Origin of the sequence: Labrys sp. WJW (assembly GCF_001676615.1) — a bacterium.
Classification (GTDB): domain Bacteria; phylum Pseudomonadota; class Alphaproteobacteria; order Rhizobiales; family Labraceae; genus Labrys; species Labrys sedimenti.
In genome coordinates this window covers 61,583-78,675 of the sequence record NZ_LYXZ01000025.1, presented here as the reverse complement: position 1 = coordinate 78,675, position 17,093 = coordinate 61,583, and the positions used below count along the sequence as shown (strand labels likewise).

General features: G+C 64.5%; 15 protein-coding genes and 1 pseudogene. 7 read left to right on the top strand and 9 right to left on the bottom strand.

The window, feature by feature from the left end:
* Positions 1 to 104, top strand: a pseudogene (locus BA190_RS35300) (nitroreductase family protein); the annotation flags it as partial.
* A gap of 164 nt (positions 105 to 268) precedes the next feature.
* On the opposite strand, the gene BA190_RS17115 reads toward BA190_RS35300, so the two are convergent.
* The 4 genes from BA190_RS17115 to BA190_RS17100 form a co-directional block, all read right to left on the bottom strand.
* Positions 269 to 1,444: a CaiB/BaiF CoA-transferase family protein gene (locus tag BA190_RS17115; RefSeq protein ID WP_068289976.1), complete on the bottom strand. Its 1,176-nt coding sequence runs from the start codon at positions 1,442 to 1,444 to the stop codon at positions 269 to 271.
* A 43-nt stretch (positions 1,445 to 1,487) separates the two neighbouring features.
* On the bottom strand, positions 1,488 to 2,882 hold the full coding sequence (locus BA190_RS17110) for an amidase (protein ID WP_068289975.1): 1,395 nt from the start codon (positions 2,880 to 2,882) through the stop codon (positions 1,488 to 1,490).
* Positions 2,883 to 3,255: 373 nt separating this feature from the next.
* Positions 3,256 to 4,728: a deoxyribodipyrimidine photo-lyase gene (locus BA190_RS17105; protein ID WP_068289970.1), complete on the bottom strand. Its 1,473-nt coding sequence runs from the start codon at positions 4,726 to 4,728 to the stop codon at positions 3,256 to 3,258.
* A gap of 29 nt (positions 4,729 to 4,757) precedes the next feature.
* Complete coding sequence (locus tag BA190_RS17100; RefSeq protein ID WP_068289967.1) at positions 4,758 to 6,044, bottom strand: 3-phosphoshikimate 1-carboxyvinyltransferase; 1,287 nt, start codon at positions 6,042 to 6,044, stop codon at positions 4,758 to 4,760.
* 191 nt (positions 6,045 to 6,235) lie between these two features.
* Between BA190_RS17100 and BA190_RS17095 the strand changes: the two genes are divergently transcribed.
* Positions 6,236 to 7,459, top strand: a complete 1,224-nt coding sequence (locus tag BA190_RS17095) for a TCR/Tet family MFS transporter (RefSeq protein ID WP_068289966.1) — start codon at positions 6,236 to 6,238, stop codon at positions 7,457 to 7,459.
* Here BA190_RS17095 and BA190_RS17090 read toward each other — a convergent pair.
* Together BA190_RS17090 and BA190_RS17085 are read right to left on the bottom strand one after the other, a co-directional pair.
* The gene (locus tag BA190_RS17090; protein WP_068289963.1) at positions 7,456 to 8,199 is read right to left on the bottom strand and encodes an alpha/beta fold hydrolase; all 744 of its coding nucleotides are present in this window, start codon (positions 8,197 to 8,199) and stop codon (positions 7,456 to 7,458) included. The two genes, BA190_RS17095 and BA190_RS17090, sit on opposite strands and share 4 nt — an antisense overlap.
* Before the next feature lie 156 nt (positions 8,200 to 8,355).
* Positions 8,356 to 9,885: a UxaA family hydrolase gene (locus tag BA190_RS17085; RefSeq protein WP_068289953.1), complete on the bottom strand. Its 1,530-nt coding sequence runs from the start codon at positions 9,883 to 9,885 to the stop codon at positions 8,356 to 8,358.
* 73 nt (positions 9,886 to 9,958) lie between these two features.
* On the opposite strand from BA190_RS17085, the gene BA190_RS17080 reads away from it, so the two are divergent.
* Positions 9,959 to 10,822, top strand: a complete 864-nt coding sequence (locus BA190_RS17080) for a GntR family transcriptional regulator (protein ID WP_068289946.1) — start codon at positions 9,959 to 9,961, stop codon at positions 10,820 to 10,822.
* Between the two features lie 11 nt (positions 10,823 to 10,833).
* The gene (locus BA190_RS17075) at positions 10,834 to 11,886 is read left to right on the top strand and encodes an aldo/keto reductase (protein WP_068289945.1); all 1,053 of its coding nucleotides are present in this window, start codon (positions 10,834 to 10,836) and stop codon (positions 11,884 to 11,886) included.
* 84 nt (positions 11,887 to 11,970) lie between these two features.
* On the opposite strand, the gene BA190_RS17070 is transcribed toward BA190_RS17075, so the two are convergent.
* Both BA190_RS17070 and BA190_RS17065 read right to left on the bottom strand, forming a co-directional pair.
* Complete coding sequence (locus BA190_RS17070; protein WP_245314772.1) at positions 11,971 to 12,876, bottom strand: EamA family transporter; 906 nt, start codon at positions 12,874 to 12,876, stop codon at positions 11,971 to 11,973.
* On the bottom strand, positions 12,873 to 13,532 hold the full coding sequence (locus tag BA190_RS17065; protein WP_082979805.1) for a nitroreductase family protein: 660 nt from the start codon (positions 13,530 to 13,532) through the stop codon (positions 12,873 to 12,875). Before BA190_RS17065 ends, BA190_RS17070 begins: the two co-directional genes overlap by 4 nt.
* 121 nt (positions 13,533 to 13,653) lie before the next feature.
* Here BA190_RS17065 and BA190_RS17060 point away from each other — a divergent pair, with 121 nt between their 5' ends.
* Together BA190_RS17060 and BA190_RS17055 are read left to right on the top strand one after the other, a co-directional pair.
* Complete coding sequence (locus BA190_RS17060) at positions 13,654 to 14,625, top strand: LysR family transcriptional regulator (RefSeq protein ID WP_068289944.1); 972 nt, start codon at positions 13,654 to 13,656, stop codon at positions 14,623 to 14,625.
* Positions 14,622 to 15,221 (top strand): hypothetical protein, encoded by a 600-nt coding sequence (locus BA190_RS17055; protein ID WP_068289943.1) that lies wholly within the window; start codon positions 14,622 to 14,624, stop codon positions 15,219 to 15,221. Before BA190_RS17060 ends, BA190_RS17055 begins: the two co-directional genes overlap by 4 nt.
* A gap of 80 nt (positions 15,222 to 15,301) precedes the next feature.
* Here the strand turns inward: BA190_RS17055 and BA190_RS17050 are convergent, their stop codons facing one another.
* On the bottom strand, positions 15,302 to 15,892 hold the full coding sequence (locus BA190_RS17050) for a hydrolase (RefSeq protein WP_068289942.1): 591 nt from the start codon (positions 15,890 to 15,892) through the stop codon (positions 15,302 to 15,304).
* 370 nt (positions 15,893 to 16,262) lie between these two features.
* Between BA190_RS17050 and BA190_RS17045 the strand changes: the two genes are divergently transcribed.
* Complete coding sequence (locus BA190_RS17045) at positions 16,263 to 17,033, top strand: GNAT family N-acetyltransferase (RefSeq protein ID WP_068289935.1); 771 nt, start codon at positions 16,263 to 16,265, stop codon at positions 17,031 to 17,033.
* The last annotated feature ends 60 nt before the right edge of the window (positions 17,034 to 17,093 follow it).

The window sequence follows — 17,093 nt, the reverse complement described above, 5'->3', positions numbered from 1 at the left end:
AGTCCTGGAAGCTGCGCGCCCAGATGCCCTTCGGCTCCAATGAGCAGCCCTTCCCCGAGAAGAGCTTCATGAACGACAATGACCGCTTCAAGGTCTACGCCTGAAGACACGAACGGGGACCAGAAGTAATTTTGGCCAATGACATGAAGGAAGGCCGCCGCATGGCGGCCTTTTTTCTGGGATCGCAGGCGTCTCCGCCTGCTCTTGGCAGCGTTCCTTCTATGGAAAAAAGAGGCAGGCGAGGACGCCTGCGATCCCAGAAGGGGCCTCACGCCTTCGGCAGGTCCGGGCTCGCCGTCCGCGCCACCATCGGCTCACCGTCGATCAGGATGGGCGTGCGCACGGAGGGGATGGAGCCGCCCTTCACGCCCGGATGCGGCAGGTCGACGATCATGCCGCGATGGGTGGCCTGGACATCGTGCAGGGCGTCGGCGACCGAATTGATCGGTCCGGCCGGCACACCGACCTTTTCCAGGGACGCCAGCAGATCCGCCCTGGTCCGCCGTCCGGTCAATCCGGCGATCAGGGCCGCCAGGGCGTCTCGGTTGCGCACCCGGTCCTTGTTGGTGAGGTAGTCGGGATGCGCGGAGAGGTCCTGGATGTTGAGCACGCCGCAAAGCTTGACGAACTGGCTGTCATTGCCGCAGGCGATGATGATGTGTCCGTCGCTGACGGGAAACACCTGATAGGGCACGATGTTGGGATGGGCATTGCCCATACGCGTCGGGCTCTTGCCGGAAGCGAGATAGTTCATCGCCTGGTTGGCGAGCACGGCGAGCTGCACGTCGAACAGCGACATGTCGACATGTCCGCCGAGCCCGGTCATCTCGCGCCGCCGCAAGGCCGCCTGCACGCCGACCACGGCATAGACCCCGGTAAAGACGTCCGCAAAGGCGACGCCGATCTTCTGCGGTTCGCCCTGGGGATCGCCGGTGAGGTCCATGATGCCGCCCATGCCCTGGATCATGAAGTCATAGCCTGCCCTGGCGGAATATGGACCGTCCTGTCCAAATCCCGTGACCGAGCATGTCACCACACGGGGATTGATCGCCTTCAGGCTTTCATGGTCGAGGCCATATTTCTTCAGGCCGCCGACCTTGAAATTCTCGAGCACGACATCGGCCTCTCGCACCAGAGCACGGACCTGGTCGGCCCCTTCGGCCGTCTCGAAATTGAGCGCAACCGAGCGCTTTCCCCGATTGCAGGAATGGAAATAGGCAGCGCCAAGATTCTCGCCATCCTCCGTGGTGATGAAGGGCGGCCCCCAGGTGCGGGTATCGTCGCCCTGCCCCGGCCGCTCCACCTTGATGACTTCGGCGCCGAGATCGGCCAGAAGCTGTCCGGCCCACGGCCCCGCCAGGATGCGGGCGAGTTCGAGCACGCGCACGCCATAGAGCGGCTTGGGCGGATTGTGAGTGGGAAGATCTGACAGAGGTGTCCACATGATGGCTTGCTGGGCTTTCTTGAAGAATGTGTTCTGGAGCGCGTCAGGCGGCGGACGGGAAGGCGGGAGGCCTGAGCCCTTCGACCCATTTGGCCAGGGCCAGCACGCCGCGATCGTCATGGCGATGGCCGACGATCTGCACGCCGGCCGGCATGCCGCTGGCGCCGAGGCCCATCGGCACGGAAATGACGGGGCATGAACTGGTCAGGTTGAAATGGCCGGTCATGTCGACCGACTTGAAACGGCCGTCGGGCAGGATTTCGTCACGCTCGCGCCGGGCAGGATCGGCAAAGGGCGCGGTCGTGCAGGTGGTGGGGCACAGCAGGGCATCGTAGCCCTTGAGCACATCGGCAAAAGCCCGCCACAGGGCGGTACGTCGGTGCTCAATGGCGCGCAGCTTGACCGCATCAAGCTTGCGACCGGCCTCGATCAGCGCGACCACGTTCGGGTCGAGGTCGCCGCGATGCTGTTCGAGGAGATGGCCGACATCGCCCGCAAAGCAATAGGCCCACAGATCCTCCCAATCGAGCACCGACTGCACGCTGAATGGGGTCTTCACCCAGGTGATCTCCGCGCCAGCCTTGGCAAGATCGTCGACGAGCCGGTGGAACAGATCGGCGACCTCGTCGGAGATCGCATGGGTATCGAGATCGAGCGAAACGGCAAGACGCGGCCGGGCCGGCGCCGATGCGACGGGGAAAGCCGGCGGCAGGGCCGGCAGCGAGAGGGCATCCGCATCGTCGGGTCCCTCGCTGACGGCAAGGAACAGGGCCGCGTCGTCGACACAGCGCGCCAGCGGCCCGAAATGGGCAAGCGTGTCATATTGCGTGCGCAGGATGTCCATCGGGATACGGCCGAAACTCGGCTTCAGCCCGACCACGCCGCAGAGTGAAGCGGGAATGCGCACAGAACCGCCCATGTCGGTGCCTTCGGCCAGCATCACGCAACCGGCAGCGACCGCCGCCCCCGAACCGCCAGACGAGCCGCCTGCACTGAATTCGGTATTCCAGGGATTGCGGGTGATGCCCCACAGGGGGCTCTGGGTATTGCCGGAATAGGCGAATTCCGGCGTGGTGGTATGACCGACGATCACGGCGCCGGCCGCCTTCAGCCGGCGCACGATCACCGGATCGTGCTCGGCGACATGGTCGCGGAAGACCTTCGAGCCGAAGGTCGTCAGCTTGCCGGCGATCGGGGTGAAATCCTTGATGCCGATCGGCACGCCGCATAAGGCCAGTCCTGCCCGCTCGGCAAGAGGCAACGCGTCGATGCGGGCGGCCTGCTCGCGCGCCTCTTCGGCATAGGTCTCGGTGAAGCAATTGATCCGCGGCTGCGCCAGGGTCGACCGTGCCAGGCTCGCTTCGACGGCTTCAAGCGCGGACGCCTTGCCGTTCCTGATCGCCTCGGCCAGTGCGACCGCGCTGTTCAACTCCGCCATGGCTCCCCCCTTCAGACTCAGCGGCCTCAACCTAGCGGCAGAACCGTTGCCGCGGTAGGGGCTGCGACGTCGCTGCAGGCCGCATGCCGGCCTTCGCCGTGACATCTCAAAGATGGCCGCAGATTGAATGATTACTTCGATATCACAGCGCAGCCCCTCACCCTTACCCTCTCCCCGTAAGAACGGGGCGAGGGGGCACAAGCGTTGCGATTTATCACCAAGGATCTCATCTGGCTCTTCGGTTGGGCGAGATGAGACCATTTCCATTCAAACGGGCCATCGAAGTCCCCTCGCCCCGTTTTTACGGGGAGAGGGTAAGGGTGAGGGGCAGTGCCAGCTAACAAACAAAACACCTATTCTTCGTCGCAGCACATCATCCACGCAGCGAGCGCCATGCCGCCAGCGCCCTTTCGCGAGCGATCTTGTGATCGACGATCGGAAGAGGATAGGTCTTGCCGAGGCGGATGCCAGCCGCATCGAGCTGTGCGGACGAGGCGGTCCAAGGCCGATGAACGAAGGGAGCGGCCAGGCGCTCGAGCTCCGGCAGCCAAGTCTTCACGAAAACTCCCTCCGGATCGAATTTCTCGCCCTGTGTCACCGGATTGAAGATGCGGAAATAGGGCGCGGCATCGGCACCCGACCCGGCGACCCATTGCCAGCTCGCCGGATTATTGGCCGGATCGGCATCGACCAGGGTATCCCAGAACCAGCGCTCCCCCTCGCGCCAGTCGATCAGCAGATGCTTGACCAGGAAGGAGGCCACGATCATGCGGGCGCGATTGTGCATCCACCCCGTGGCCCACAACTGGCGCATGGCCGCGTCGACGACAGGATAGCCTGTCATGCCCTGCTTCCAGGCAACGAGATCCTGCTGGCTTCGGCGCCAGGGCATGGCGTCGAAATCCGGCTGCAGGTTGCGCTCATGCAAGGGCGGACAGTGATAAAGCAGGGAATAGGAAAACTCGCGCCAGCCGAGTTCCGAGCGGAACTTCTCGACATCGCGGTCCCCGGCCGTCATGCCGCCATGCTGCCGCGCCGAGAGGGCATGCCAAAGTTGCCGCGCGGATACATTGCCGGCGTGCAGGTAGGGGGAAAGCCGCGACGTGGTCCGCCCGTCGAGACGATCGCGATTGTCGACATAGCCGGCGAGATCCTCGTCGAGGAAATCCTGGAGGCAGGCAAGGCCCGCCTCCTCCCCGCGTGTCCAGTCGGCGCGCATCGCCGCCGCCCAATCGGGACGCTGGGGATCGGGTTCGAGACCGAATGGATAGGCCAGGCGCCGCTCAATTTCTTGCGGAAGCGGTGCAAAGCTGAGTTCGGCGGGTGCTGGCAAGGGCGGCTCGACGGCGCCCTGCTGGAAAGCCCGCCAAAAGGCTCCGAAGACGCGATAGGGTGCACCTGATTGGGATGAAATCGTCCAGGGTTCCCGCAGGAGCGAGCCATTGAAGCTATGCGCCTCGATGCCGCGATCCCGCAGCCTCGCCTTGATCCCCGTGTCGATATCCCGGCCGGCGGGATCATAGCGCCTGTTCCAATAGACGGCACCGGCCGATACCTTGTCTACGACCGTATTCATGACGTCCTCGGCCACGCCGGCGAGCACATGCAGCCGGCCGCCTCTTTCGCGCAAGGCGGCATCGAGCGCCGCGAGAGAGCCGTGCAGCCACCACAGGGCCGCGCCCTCCGGTTGGCGCCGTCCTGCACCGGCGGGTTCATGGATATAAAGGCAGAGGACGGGAGCGCCGGCCTGGCAGGCGGCATGCAAGGCCGGATTGTCGCGCAGGCGCAGATCGTCGCGAAACCAGACGATACCGGGTTTGACCACGGGGGAAGCCATTGCCGTCATGCCTCTGTCCCCCGCCTGTCAGCCCGCTTTCACGCGCCGCTTTCTTCCAGTTGTACCCCGAGCGAGGCCAGCGCCTGCCAGTAGCCGGGATAGGTCTTGGCGACGCAGCCGGGGTCCTGGATGGAAATGCCGTGGATCTTCAACCCCGCCAGGGCAAAGCTCATGGCGATGCGATGATCGGCATAGCTGTCGATCGACGCCGGCAGGGTCTGGCCTGCGAGGCCTGGATCGGAAGCAACGATCAGATCGTCGCCCTCCTCGCGGGCGAGATCGGGACGGATGCGGGTCAGGCCGTCGGCCAGCGCCGCCACCCGGTCGCATTCCTTGACGCGTAGATTGGCGATGCCGGTGAAGCGCACCGGCGTCTGGTTGAAGGCAGCCAGGACGGCCAGCGTCGGCACCGCATCCTGCATCTGCGAGCCGTCGATCACCGGCGGCAGATGCGGAAAGGCCGCGATCAGGGCATGGGCCTTGGCATCCGGCTGGGTGAAGGCATCGGCCGGCACGCCAAGATCGATGGCGCCTCCCGTCAACACCTCTGCCGCCCACAGATAGGTCGCGGCTGAGGCATCCGGCTCGATCAGATAGTCGGTGGCGCGATAGCCCGTCGGCGCCACGCGCCAGGTCCGGGCATCCGGCCGTTCGATCTCCGCGCCGAAAGCCCGCATGGTGGCAAGAGTCAGGTCGATATAGCCGCGGGCGCCGATTTCCTCGCCCTCCTTACCACCCGCCAGCACGATGTCGACAGGTTCCTTGCCGCAGGCGGCCGCCATCAGCAGGGCCGACACATATTGGCTGGATAGGCCCGCATCGATCTCGACCCGCCCTGCCCCGAAACTGCCCTTGCCATGCACGGTGACCGGCGGACAACCCGTCGCCGCCTCGGCCGCGATGCCAAGCGCTCCGAGTGCCGTAACCAGCGGCGCGATCGGGCGCTTGCGCATATGGGCATCGCCATCCACCACGACGTCACCATCGACCAGGGCGGCCGCGGCGGCCAGGAAACGGGTGGCCGTTCCGGCATTGCCGAGGAAGAGCGGCGCCGACGGTTTCGTCAGGCGGCCGGAACTGATGACGGTGAAACTGGTCGCGTCGGGCTCCTCGATGGTCACGCCCATCGCCTGCAGCGCCTCGGCCATGTAACGGGTGTCGTCGCTCTTGAGCGCACCGGTCAGGCGGCTGGTTCCCTTGGCCAGCGCCGCCACCAGCAAGGCGCGGTTGGTGATCGACTTGGAGCCCGGCGGCACCACGCGCCCGCGCAGCGGGTGTTCCGGCGGGATCACCGTGGTCAGATCTCCGCTCCAATCCGTCGACATCCCCTATTCCTTCATTCCAAGCCTCGCCGCAGCGGGCAAACAGACACAATCGCGCCCTCTCTACGATTGTTGCGCGATTGCGCCAAGTGAGAACCAATCCTGCGGCTCCCGGTGTCGCCGATTGCGCGGCGCGGCCGGGGCCGGCTAGAAGGGCAATCTGCGGAGGATCTGGTTCTCAGATAGGGTGGTCCATGACGGAATCGAAGACCAGTCCCCACGCCCTCACCTTCGTGCTGGTCACCGTACTGATCGACATGATCGGCCTCGGCATCATCATTCCCGTGCTGCCGCGCCTGATCGAAGGCGTCGCTCATGTCGATATCGCCCGGGCCTCGGTGATCGGCGGCTGGCTGTTCGTGGCCTATTCGGCCATGCAGTTCCTGTTCGGCCCGATCCTCGGCAACCTCTCCGATGCGCATGGGCGCAGACCGATCCTGCTGCTCTCGATCGGCGGCCTCGGCATCGACTATCTGCTCACCGCTTTCGCCCCGACCATCGCCTGGCTCTTCCTCGGGCGGCTGATCGCCGGCATTTGCGGGGCTTCCTACAGCGCGGCGAATGCCTTCATCGCGGATATCACCAAGCCTGAGGATCGCGCCAAGGCCTTCGGCATGATCGGCGCGGCCTTCGGCGTCGGCTTCGCGCTGGGTCCGGCACTGGGAGGCCTGCTCGCCGGGCTGGGCCCGCGCGCGCCCTTCTTCGCTGCCGCGGCGCTGTCGATCGCCAATCTCGTCTATGGCTATTTCGTGCTGCCGGAGACATTGCCGCCCGCAAAGCGCCGCCCCTTTGTTTTGTCCCGCGCCAACCCGCTCGGCACGCTGATCGCTTTTCGCCACCATCCCTTCCTGCTCGGCGCCGGGTTGGTGCTTTTCCTGCATTTCCTGGCCAACAATGTCTACCCCGCCATCTGGGCCTACTACACGATCTACCGCTACGGCTGGAGCGAGTTCGATGTCGGCCTGTCGCTGGCGGCCTTCGGCGTGATCACCGGCATCGTGCAGGGCGGCCTGGTCGGCGCCATCATCCGGCTCCTCGGCGAATGGCGGACCGCTGCCATCTGTCTGGCGCTCGAGGCGATCGTGCTGGTTGCCTATGGGCTGGCCAGCAAGGGCTGGATGATCTACGCACTGCTCGGCTTTTCCAGCCTCGCCGGCATCGCCATGCCTGCCATCAACGCGATGATGTCGCATCAGGTCGACGACGATGCGCAGGGCGAGTTGCAAGGCGCGATTTCCGGCCTGATGGGCATCACCGCCATTCTGAGCCCGGCCATGGCGACCCAGCTTTTCGGCCTGTTCGCCGGCAAGGAAGCGGTGATCGAACTGCCCGGCGCGCCCTTCTTCGCCGCGGCGATCATCGCGGCGCTTGCCCTGATGGCTTTCCTCGCGGTGCCGGAAAAGCGGCGGGCGTCCTAACCCTCCGGCCTGAGCCAAGCCCTGATGGCTCGCGCCCCCTCCGGCGCGTGTTCGTAGACGACGCTGTTGTGATTGCCCGCGGTCCAGATCAGCTCAATGCCATGGCGCTCGGCGAAGACCTTCATATGGCGCCCGCGGATGTCGTCGCGTCCGCACCACATCAGCACCGGTGCCTGGCCGGACAGCAAGGCTTCCGCCAGGCCGTCCATTTCGGCGAGCGCATCCCAGCTCGCATGCAGGCCCGGCTCGTCGGCGGGCGTCACCCAGGAAACCAGATGCGGCACGAAGGCCCGCGCCAGTTCGAACGCCTGCTCGAAATGCAATGGCCCTTCGAAACCCGGCGGAAAAGCCGCCGAGACGCCCTTTACCGGGTCCCAGCCACCGAGCGTCAGGGATTGCAGGCGATCGGGGCAGTACCTCGCCATGCCGGCCGCGGTCCATGCTCCCATCGAATGGCCGATGACGTCGGCGCGCTCGATGCCGAGGGCATCCATCACGACCACCACTTTGCGAGCCTGGTCCTCCAGACCGTAGGCGGCCGGATCAGCCGGCTTATCGCTCTGGCCATGGCCGAGCGCATCCACCAGCACCACCGTGTGATCGGCCAGGAACGCTTCGGCGAAGCCGCCGTCGAGCCAGCATCGGGAACTCAGCAAATGCCCATGCAGCAATATGACGGGAGGACCCGCACCGACTGTCTGATAATGGGTGCGATGACCATTGTGGGAGATGAAGGGCATGGCGGATGTCTCAAAGCAGAATAGGGCTCTGCATTTGTCATAGCCGGGCTTGACCCGGCTATCCAGAAGCCGCCCGTGCAACGCGAAGATCCAAGCTCGATTGCCGGGTCAAGCCCGGCAATCACAAGTGGCGTACAATCCGGGCCGATCCCGAAACTACATCGTCGCGCCGACCTGCCAGGGCACGAACTCGTTGGAGCCGTAGCCGAGTTCTTCCGATTTCGACTTCTCGCCCGAGGCGACGGCCAGGATCTTGTCGAAGATCTCCTTGCCCTTGTCCTCGATCGAGACACCCTCCAGCACGTCGCCGCAATTGATGTCCATGTCGTCCTGCATGCGGCGATAGATATCGGAATTGGTGGCGAGCTTGATCGACGGCGTCGGCTTGCAGCCATAGGCCGAGCCGCGGCCGGTGGTGAAGCACAGGACGTTGGCACCGCCGGCGACCTGGCCGGTGGCCGAGACCGGATCGTAGCCGGGCGTGTCCATGAAGACGAAACCCTTTTCCTTCACCGGCTCGGCATATTCATAGACGGCGGTGAGCGTCGTCGTGCCGCCCTTGGCAGCCGCACCGAGCGACTTTTCCAGAATGGTGGTCAGGCCGCCGGCCTTGTTGCCGGGGGACGGGTTGTTGTCCATCGAGCCGTTGTTCTTGGCCGTATACTCTTCCCACCACTTGATACGCTCGACCAGCTTCTCGCCGACTTCGCGGCTGGCGGCGCGGCGGGTGAGCAGGTGCTCGGCGCCGTAGATTTCCGGCGTTTCCGACAGGATGGCCGTGCCGCCATGGTGCACTAGCATATCGGCGGCAGCGCCGAGGGCGGGATTGGCTGAAATACCGGAATAGCCGTCGGAACCGCCGCATTGCAGCGCCAGGATCAACTCGGAAGCGGGGATCGTCTCGCGCCTGGCCTGGTTGGCGAGCGGCAGCATCGCCTTGATGCGCTCCATGCCTTGCTCGATGGTCTTGCGGGTGCCGCCGGTATCCTGGATCGTCATGGTCTGAAAATGGTCGCCCTCGACGATGCCGTATTCGCTCTTCATCCGGCCGATCTGGAAGACCTCGCAGCCCAGTCCCACCAGCAGCACGGCTGCGATGTTGGGGTTGGAGGCATAGCCCCATTGCGTGCGCTTCATGATCTCGAAGCCCTCGCCCTTGTCGGCCATGCCGCAGCCGGTGCCGTGCACGAAGGGCACCACGCCGTCGATGTTGGGATAGTCGGCCAGCATGCCGGACTGGTTGAAGGCATCCGCCATGAAGCGGGCCACCGAAGCCGAGCAGTTCACGCTGGTAAGGATGGCGACATAATTGCGCGTGCCTGCCTTGCCGTTGGGGCGGCGATAGCCCTGGAAGGTCGCTTGGCTGTCGAGCGGCAGGATGGCCTCCTGCCGGGCATCCTCGGCAAAGGCATAGTCGCGTTCGAAGGCATGGAACTCGCAATTATGCGAATGGACGTGGGAGCCCGGCACGATGGCCTGCGAGGCGAAGCCGATGATCTGGCCGAACTTGACGATCGGCTCGCCCTCGCCGATCGGCGCGACGGCGATCTTGTGCCCCTTCGGCACGCGCTGCAGCGCCGCCACACCCTCGACATCAGCCCCGGGCTCGATCACGTCGATGGCGACGAGCACATTGTCCTTGGCATTGAGGCGCAAGGTCCGGGCGGTTTTGGGAACGATCTGCATGACGACATCCAGTTGAAAAGCGCCAAAGCGTTTTGCTCTAGGCAAGGGCAACGGCCATTGCTAACATGTTAGCATGTCAGAGGTTGCCGTCAAAGCTTCTTATGCCTTCCTTGAGCCGCTTGGCCTGACGGGCCGCGGCGGCACGACGGAGCGCGTGCTGGCGGTCTTGAGGGAAGCCATCATCGGTTTCGAGCTCGCGCCGGGTGAGGACATCGACAAATCAGCCCTCTGCGAAAGGCTGGGCGTATCGCGTTTTCCCGTCTCCGAGGCCCTGGCCCGCCTGCAGGGCGAAGGCCTGGTGGAGATCCTGCCGCAACGCGGCACTCGCGTCTCGCGTATCCGCCTCGCCGAAGTGCGCCAGAGCATGTTCATCCGCCGCGCGCTGGAATCGCAGGCGGTACGGACGCTCGCTCAAAGATACGGAATGACGAACTCGAACCCTGTCATCCCCGGCGAGGCTGAAGGCCTCGGGAAGGGGATCCAGGAACCAGCGGCTACATCCTCGGCCCCTGGATCCCTTTCCCTCGTGGCCGCGAGCAAAGCTCGTGCCTCACTCGCCGGGGATGACGGGGGTGCCTTCCTCCAAAGCCTGGAACGCAATCTGCGCTACCAAGAGGCGGCGGCCGAAGCCGGCGACCGTCGTGGCTTTCACCTACTCGACCTCGAATTCCACCTCACTCTGCTCGACGCTCTCGGCTTCGCCCGCGTCAAGGCAGCCGTCGAGGCGGCCCGGGCCAATCTCGATCGCGTCCGCCGCCTGCTCTCCTCGCCCCGGCACATAGCCCTCACTTTGGTCGATCACCAGACCATCGTCACGGCCCTGCGGGCCGGGGACGCCGATGCCGCGGCCAGCGCGATGGAGGCGCATCTCGATTCCGTCATCACGGAACTGGTGGCCTTTGCCGCCGAAAACCCCACTTTGTTCGAAGATCTGTGAAGAGAGAGGCCATGACCAACAAATCGCCCGACAGCAAATTCGCCATCCGCAAGCATATCAGCCGTTCCGGCGCGGTAATCCCCTTCACCGAGCTCGGCTTCGGCACCGCGCCGCTCGGCAATCTCTACCGCGCTCTCGACGAGGACGTTGCCGCCCTCACCGTCAACGCGGCCTGGGACGCCGGCATCCGCTATTTCGACACTGCGCCGCTCTACGGGCTCGGCCTCGCCGAAACGCGCCTCAATCCCCTGCTGCGTCGGCGCAAGCGCGAGGACTACGTGCTCTCCACCAAGATCGGGCGTCTGCTCAAGGTCGTACCGCCGGATCAGCGTACCGGCATCGGCAAGTTCTTCGACACCCCGTCCCGCCGAGAGGTCTACGACTATTCCTATGACGGGGTAATGCGCTCGGTGGAATTCTCGCTCGAGCGCCTCGGCATCGACTCCATCGACGTGCTGTTTGCCCATGACGTCGACATCTTCACCCACGGTTCGAAGGAGGCTTCCGACCAGCGCATCAAGGAGCTGATGGAGGGCGGCTATCGCGCGCTCGAGCAGTTGCGCCGCGAAGGCACGGTCAAGGCGATCGGCGCCGGCATCAATGAATGGCAGGTGGCCGAGACCCTGGCCCGCGCCGGCGATTTCGACGTCTTCCTGCTCGCCGGCCGCTACACCCTGCTCGAACAGGATGCCCTCACCAGCTTCCTGCCCTATTGCGCGGAAAAGAAGATCGGCATCGTGCTGGGTGGCCCCTACAATTCCGGTATCCTGGCAACAGGCCCGCGCCCCGGCGCATTCTACAATTACGATCCGGCGCCCCCCGCGATCCTCGACCGCGTCGCCCGGATCGAGCAGGTCTGCGCCTCCCATCACGTCAAGCTGGTCGAGGCCGCATTGAAATTCCCGCTCGGCCATTCCCAGGTGGTTTCCGTCATTCCTGGCGGCCAGTCGCCCCAGGAAGTCACCCGCAATGCCGAGATCATGGGGGCCAAGATCCCGGCGGCACTCTGGGACGACCTCAAGGCCGAGGGCCTGCTGCGCGAGGACGCGCCGGTGCCGGCCTGACCGGCACGCAGGCTTCCGGCGACAAGAATGGCGGCCATTGGCCGCCATTTCCATTCTTATACACCTGCATAAGAGCCGGAGCCCTCACGTCCTTGCAGGGCCAGCCTGGACCTTCTGGCTCAGCCAGACACTGCCGATCACCACCGCCATGCCAAGAAGCTGCAGCAGGGTGAGCGACTGACCGAGCAGGCCCCAGCCCAGCACGACGGCGGTCAGAGGACTGAGGAAACTCAGGGAAGCCACGGCCGAAGGCCCCAAACGGGCGATGCCACGAAACCAGAGCATATAGGTCAGCGCTGCACCGATCAGAGTGAGATAGGCAAAGCCGGCCATATTCTGCAGGCTGAGCGCCGGCAAGGGCGGCTCGAGCCAGAACGCCACCGGTATCAGAAGAACGCCGCCCGCCGTCAGTTGCCAGGCCGTGAAGGTCAGGGTCGATACCGGCGGTTGCCAGCGCCGGCTCATCACCGTGCCCAGCGCCAGGGAGACCGCCCCGGCAAGGCCCGCAAGGATGCCGACGGGATCCAGCACCACGCTCCTCGGCGCAATGAGCAGCAAGGCGACACCGGCAAGGCCCGCCAGTGCCGCTGCGATCGCCGCCAACAGCACCGGCGTGCCCAACACGGCGCGGGTCAGGAAGATCACGATCAGGGGCTGGATGGCGCCGATGGTGGCCGCCACGCCGCCCGGCAGCCGATAGGCCGCGATGAACAGCATGGTCAGAAAGAAGGCGATATTCAGGGCTCCCAGGAGCACGACGCGCCACCACCACAGTCCCGTCGGCAATTGGCGGACCAGCGCCAGCAGCAGCAGGCCGGCGGGGAGCGCCCTCAGCATCGCCACGGTGATGGGATAGCCCTGAGGCAGAAGCTGCGTGGTGACGATATAGGTGCTGCCCCACACGGTTGGCGCGATCGCCGTAAGCAGCACGTCGAAAGAGCGACCATAGCCCATGATGCCGCCCGGGGAGGCCTGACTGAGACTGCTCATGACAGCACCATCACCTCTTCCAGGGGCCGCCTCGGCTTCTGGCGGCAGTTGCCGCCAGCCGCCCGGCCGACGGCGACCAGCATCACCGGAATCTCGTCCGGCTGGAGGCTGAATTCTTTCCTGACCGCCTCGGCGTCGAAGCCCGTCATCGGTCCGGAGGCAAGGCCGGAAGCGGACGCCGCCAGGATCAGCGTGGCCGCTGCGAGGCTGGCGGAGCGGAGCGCCTCGTCGCGCTCGGCCTGGGCGTTGCCCGCGAACTGCCGGCGCGCAGCTTCTACCCAGCCTTCCGCCATGCCGGCCGGCATCAGGCCCGCCTCGACCGACGGACGCAGCCTTGCGCCAAGATCGACGCTGCCCGCCGAGGCGCCGCAGACGATGAAGGTGACGGCCGCCTCGCTTACCTTGGCCTGGCCATAGGCGGCTTCACGCAGGCGTGCCTTGGCTTGCGCCTCGCGCACCGCGATGAAGCGCCAGTTCTGCAGATTGTAGGCGGACGGAGCCAGCGTCGCCAGCCTGACCAGTTCGCCGATCTCCAGCTCGGACAGGACATGCGAAGGATCGAAATGATTGGCCGAAACCCGGTTCTCGATCGTCGATTTCCAATGAGCCTCGATCAGCGAGGCCTCGGCAACGGGGATCTGGGCAAGAAAGGTCATGGCGTACCTGCATCATGAAACGGGATCGCATGCCGCGATCGATGCAGTGAATTTATGCCTCCATCATCAAGTGATAATATGCCATCAAATTACGATATTCACGACCAATGGTGTTTAATCGATGGACCAGTTGACGGCTTTCAAGGCTTTTCGCCAGGCGGTCGAGCGTGGCAGCTTCGCCGAGGCGGCTCGCGCCCTCGGGCTGTCGCCGGCGGCGATCAGCAAGAATGTCGGCGAGCTCGAGGCCCATCTTTCCGTACGCCTGTTCAACCGCACCACCCGCCGCATGAGCCTCACCGAGGCGGGTTCGCTCTATTATGAGCGCGTGCGTCAGATTCTCGACGATATCGACGATGCCGGCGCTTCCATCGGTGCGCTCATGCTGGCACCGACCGGGCTCCTGCGTGTCAGCGCCCCCATGACCATGGCGCTCCGCCATCTCACGCCTGCCCTGCCGGCCTTCCTCGATGCCAATCCCGGCCTGTCGCTGGACCTCAACATGGACGACCGCCGGATAGACATCATCAGGGAAGGCTATGACGTCGCCATTCGCGGCAGCGACATCCTGGAGGATTCTAGCCTGGTCGCCCGCAAGTTGATGGCCGTTCCACATATCGTCTGCGCAGCTCCGTCCTATTTCGCGCGGGCGGGCCTGCCTTCCGTCCCGGACGATCTGCGCCAGCATAATTGCGTGCAATTCAGCCTGTCGGGTCACGTCAATCATTGGACCTTCGCCAGGAACGGGGAAACCGTCGGCGTGCCGATCAAGGGACGCTACAAGGTCACATCGAGCGTTGCGGTGCGCGAGGCGCTGCTGGCCGGCTTCGGTCTCAGTCTCATTCCCCGCACCTATGTGGAAGACGACCTGCGCAGCGGCCGCCTGCAGCAGGCTCTGGCTGACTGGTCCGGGGTGGAGACGGCGATCTTCGCCATCTATCCGTCGAAGCGCCACCTCGTACCGAAGGTTCGGGTGTTCCTGGATTTTATCGTCGAGCGGTTTTCCCGCCCGGCTCTTCTCGATATTGTGGGAGGCGGGACGGCCGAGCCCGAGATAAAGATATCGCGCCCATCAAATGCGACACCGCATCAATGACGACAAGACCGCCTGCCCTGCTCCTGCTCGGCACCTCCCATGTCGGCAAATCGACCTGTGCCGCTCGCATCGGCGGGGCAATCGGATGGTCCGTGACCTCAACTGACCAGTTGGGACGCCATCCGGGTCGTCCCTGGACCGGCGTGCCGGATCCGGTCACGGAATTCTACCTGCGCCTGACAGACGACGCCATTCACTGGTTTCTCCTGGTCCACCACGAGAATATGCGGCCGATCATTCGGGCCAGGATAGCAGCCCTGCGCAAGGCAGGCGGAAGCTTCATCCTGGAGGGAGCAGCCCTCCGGCCCGACTATCTCCTCGACTGGGAGATCGGCGACGCCTTGGCCATCTGTCTTCACATCGAGCCACAGGCCCTGCGGGAACGCATCGAACGAGAAAGCCGCTACGTCCAGCAAGAGGAGCGGACGAAAACCGCCATAGACAAGTTCGTGGAACGGTCCGTTCGCGAGAACGACGCCTTCATCGAATCAGCAATCCGGCACGACATCCCCTTGATGGACGTCACCGATCCGAACACCGCCGATCGGCTGACGGAGGAGCTGATATCCCGCCTCGCTGGTGGATCAGAACTCTGATCGGGTGGAATGAGGCGCTCGCATCGGCTTTCAGGGCCCGGAACAACGGCCAGGGGGCGAGGTCGCCCGATCAGGCGCCCTCAATCCTTCATGGCTTCTTTGAGGGCATCGATGATCACCGCACTCGACCGGATGCGGGCGACGCGCGGCAGGACGTGATCGATCGAGAAGCGATGCATGTCCGCCGTCATGCTGCTGGTGGCGTCCTCCGCCACGATCGCGGCATAGTTGTTGGCAAAGGCATCGCGTGCCGTCGCCTCGACGCCGAAATTGGTGGCGATGCCGCTGATGATGACGGTATCGATGCCGCGGCGACGCAATTGCAGATCCAGTTCCGTGCCATGAAAGGCACTCCACTGGCGCTTGGTGATCACCACATCGGCCTTTGACGGATTGATTCTCTCATCGAAGGCAACCGCCTCGGCTGGCATCTTATCTTCCGGCAGGATCAGGGGCGCATCAACGGGAACCTTCACCACATCGCCATAACCATCGGAAAAAGCCACACGTACCAGGATCACCGTACCGCCCGCCTTGCGCAGCGCCTTGCCGATGCGCAAGGACCGCTCGATGACATCTCCACCCGAATGCGGCGCCACCGGCCGGCCGACGATCCAATTCTGCAGATCGATCATCACGAGGGCGGTATGGCGGGGGTCCAGACGCAACATGGCAAGCTCCGATAAACGTCAATGCGCTGGCGCAAAGCGCGTTCACGACTGAACGCTCGTCTGCCCCAGTTCCTCGTTTCCAAGCCGATCCAACGGATTGGCTGGAGCGTCTTTGCGATTCCAGGCGAGTTCGTTCAAGCGCCAGACGCTCCAGGACGTGTCGTGGGTCCATGGTCTGGCTATGATCCATGACCCACGACACGTCCCGGGTAGCCAGCCTTGTAGGGGCAGCCTGCCGCAAAGCTCAAGTCGACCAACCGGTCAAGCCTGGGCTACAAAAGGATAAGTGGTCCGGCGTCAAGAGACGCGCCTCACCGGCGCCCTACGCGCGGACGATCAAGGTTTCAACGAGCAGGCAGTGCATACAACCATGGCAGACAACAAGGACGTGCTGGCGCGGCGGGTGGAAGAGGCATGCCTGAACGGCTGGCCAGCCTTGAAGACGATATGGCTCGACGGCTGGCTGCTGCGCTTCTCCCACGGACATACCAGGCGGGCCAACTCAATCAGCCTCCTCTGCCCCGGCTTGCGACAGCCGGGGGACCAGATTCGCTCAGCCGAAGCATTTTACACCCATCACGGCCTGCCCACCATTTTTCGCCTGTCTAATGTTTCGTCGCAGGATATCGGCAGCGCCTTGGACGAGGCCGGATATGGCCCAGGCGAAGATGAGACTTGCGTGCTCTATCGCGACCTCGCTGCCGCACCGCCCCACGGCGAGCACGGCACGGCCTTCGTGCGGCCGAGCCTCGACGATACTTGGTTCGGAGCTCATGCCCGTCTTCAGAAATTTTCCGCTGCGACCACCGCCCATGCTCGCGCCCTGTTCGGCGCGGTGGCCGTGCCGGCCGGATATGCCATGTCGCCGGCCCGTGACGGCAGCCCCGCGGCGCTGGCCTTCGGTGCGGTGCATGACGGCATCGTCTGCATCAACGCGGTGGCGACCGATCCCGCTTTCAGGCGCCAGGGCCATGCCCACAATGCCGTCAGCGCCCTGCTCGCCTGGGCCCGCGACGATCAGGGTGCGAAAGGAGCCTGCCTGCCCGTGGTGGCAGGCAACGATGCCGGCCGATCTCTCTACCGCTCGCTCGCCTTTTCTACAGAAATCAGCCGTTATTCCTATCGCCGCAAGGTTGCATGACCGCCGATCAGCGTTGCCCAGGATGCATGCCTTTTTAGCCATCGCATTGATCGATATATC

What these genes read in the sequence shown, in the direction of transcription:
- BA190_RS17055 (WP_068289943.1), top strand. Translation starts at nt 14,622, where the DNA reads ATGACGACAAGACCGCCTGCCCTGCTCCTGCTCGGCACCTCCCATGTC.
- BA190_RS17105 (WP_068289970.1), bottom strand. Translation starts at nt 4,728, where the DNA reads ATGACGGCAATGGCTTCCCCCGTGGTCAAACCCGGTATCGTCTGGTTT.
- BA190_RS17090 (WP_068289963.1), bottom strand. Translation starts at nt 8,199, where the DNA reads ATGCCCTTCATCTCCCACAATGGTCATCGCACCCATTATCAGACAGTC.
- BA190_RS17080 (WP_068289946.1), top strand. Translation starts at nt 9,959, where the DNA reads ATGTCAGAGGTTGCCGTCAAAGCTTCTTATGCCTTCCTTGAGCCGCTT.
- BA190_RS17100 (WP_068289967.1), bottom strand. Translation starts at nt 6,044, where the DNA reads ATGTCGACGGATTGGAGCGGAGATCTGACCACGGTGATCCCGCCGGAA.
- BA190_RS17070 (WP_245314772.1), bottom strand. Translation starts at nt 12,876, where the DNA reads ATGAGCAGTCTCAGTCAGGCCTCCCCGGGCGGCATCATGGGCTATGGT.
- BA190_RS17115 (WP_068289976.1), bottom strand. Translation starts at nt 1,444, where the DNA reads ATGTGGACACCTCTGTCAGATCTTCCCACTCACAATCCGCCCAAGCCG.
- BA190_RS17065 (WP_082979805.1), bottom strand. Translation starts at nt 13,532, where the DNA reads ATGACCTTTCTTGCCCAGATCCCCGTTGCCGAGGCCTCGCTGATCGAG.
- BA190_RS17050 (WP_068289942.1), bottom strand. Translation starts at nt 15,892, where the DNA reads ATGTTGCGTCTGGACCCCCGCCATACCGCCCTCGTGATGATCGATCTG.
- BA190_RS17045 (WP_068289935.1), top strand. Translation starts at nt 16,263, where the DNA reads ATGGCAGACAACAAGGACGTGCTGGCGCGGCGGGTGGAAGAGGCATGC.
- BA190_RS17060 (WP_068289944.1), top strand. Translation starts at nt 13,654, where the DNA reads ATGGACCAGTTGACGGCTTTCAAGGCTTTTCGCCAGGCGGTCGAGCGT.
- BA190_RS17085 (WP_068289953.1), bottom strand. Translation starts at nt 9,885, where the DNA reads ATGCAGATCGTTCCCAAAACCGCCCGGACCTTGCGCCTCAATGCCAAG.
- BA190_RS17075 (WP_068289945.1), top strand. Translation starts at nt 10,834, where the DNA reads ATGACCAACAAATCGCCCGACAGCAAATTCGCCATCCGCAAGCATATC.
- BA190_RS17095 (WP_068289966.1), top strand. Translation starts at nt 6,236, where the DNA reads ATGACGGAATCGAAGACCAGTCCCCACGCCCTCACCTTCGTGCTGGTC.
- BA190_RS17110 (WP_068289975.1), bottom strand. Translation starts at nt 2,882, where the DNA reads ATGGCGGAGTTGAACAGCGCGGTCGCACTGGCCGAGGCGATCAGGAAC.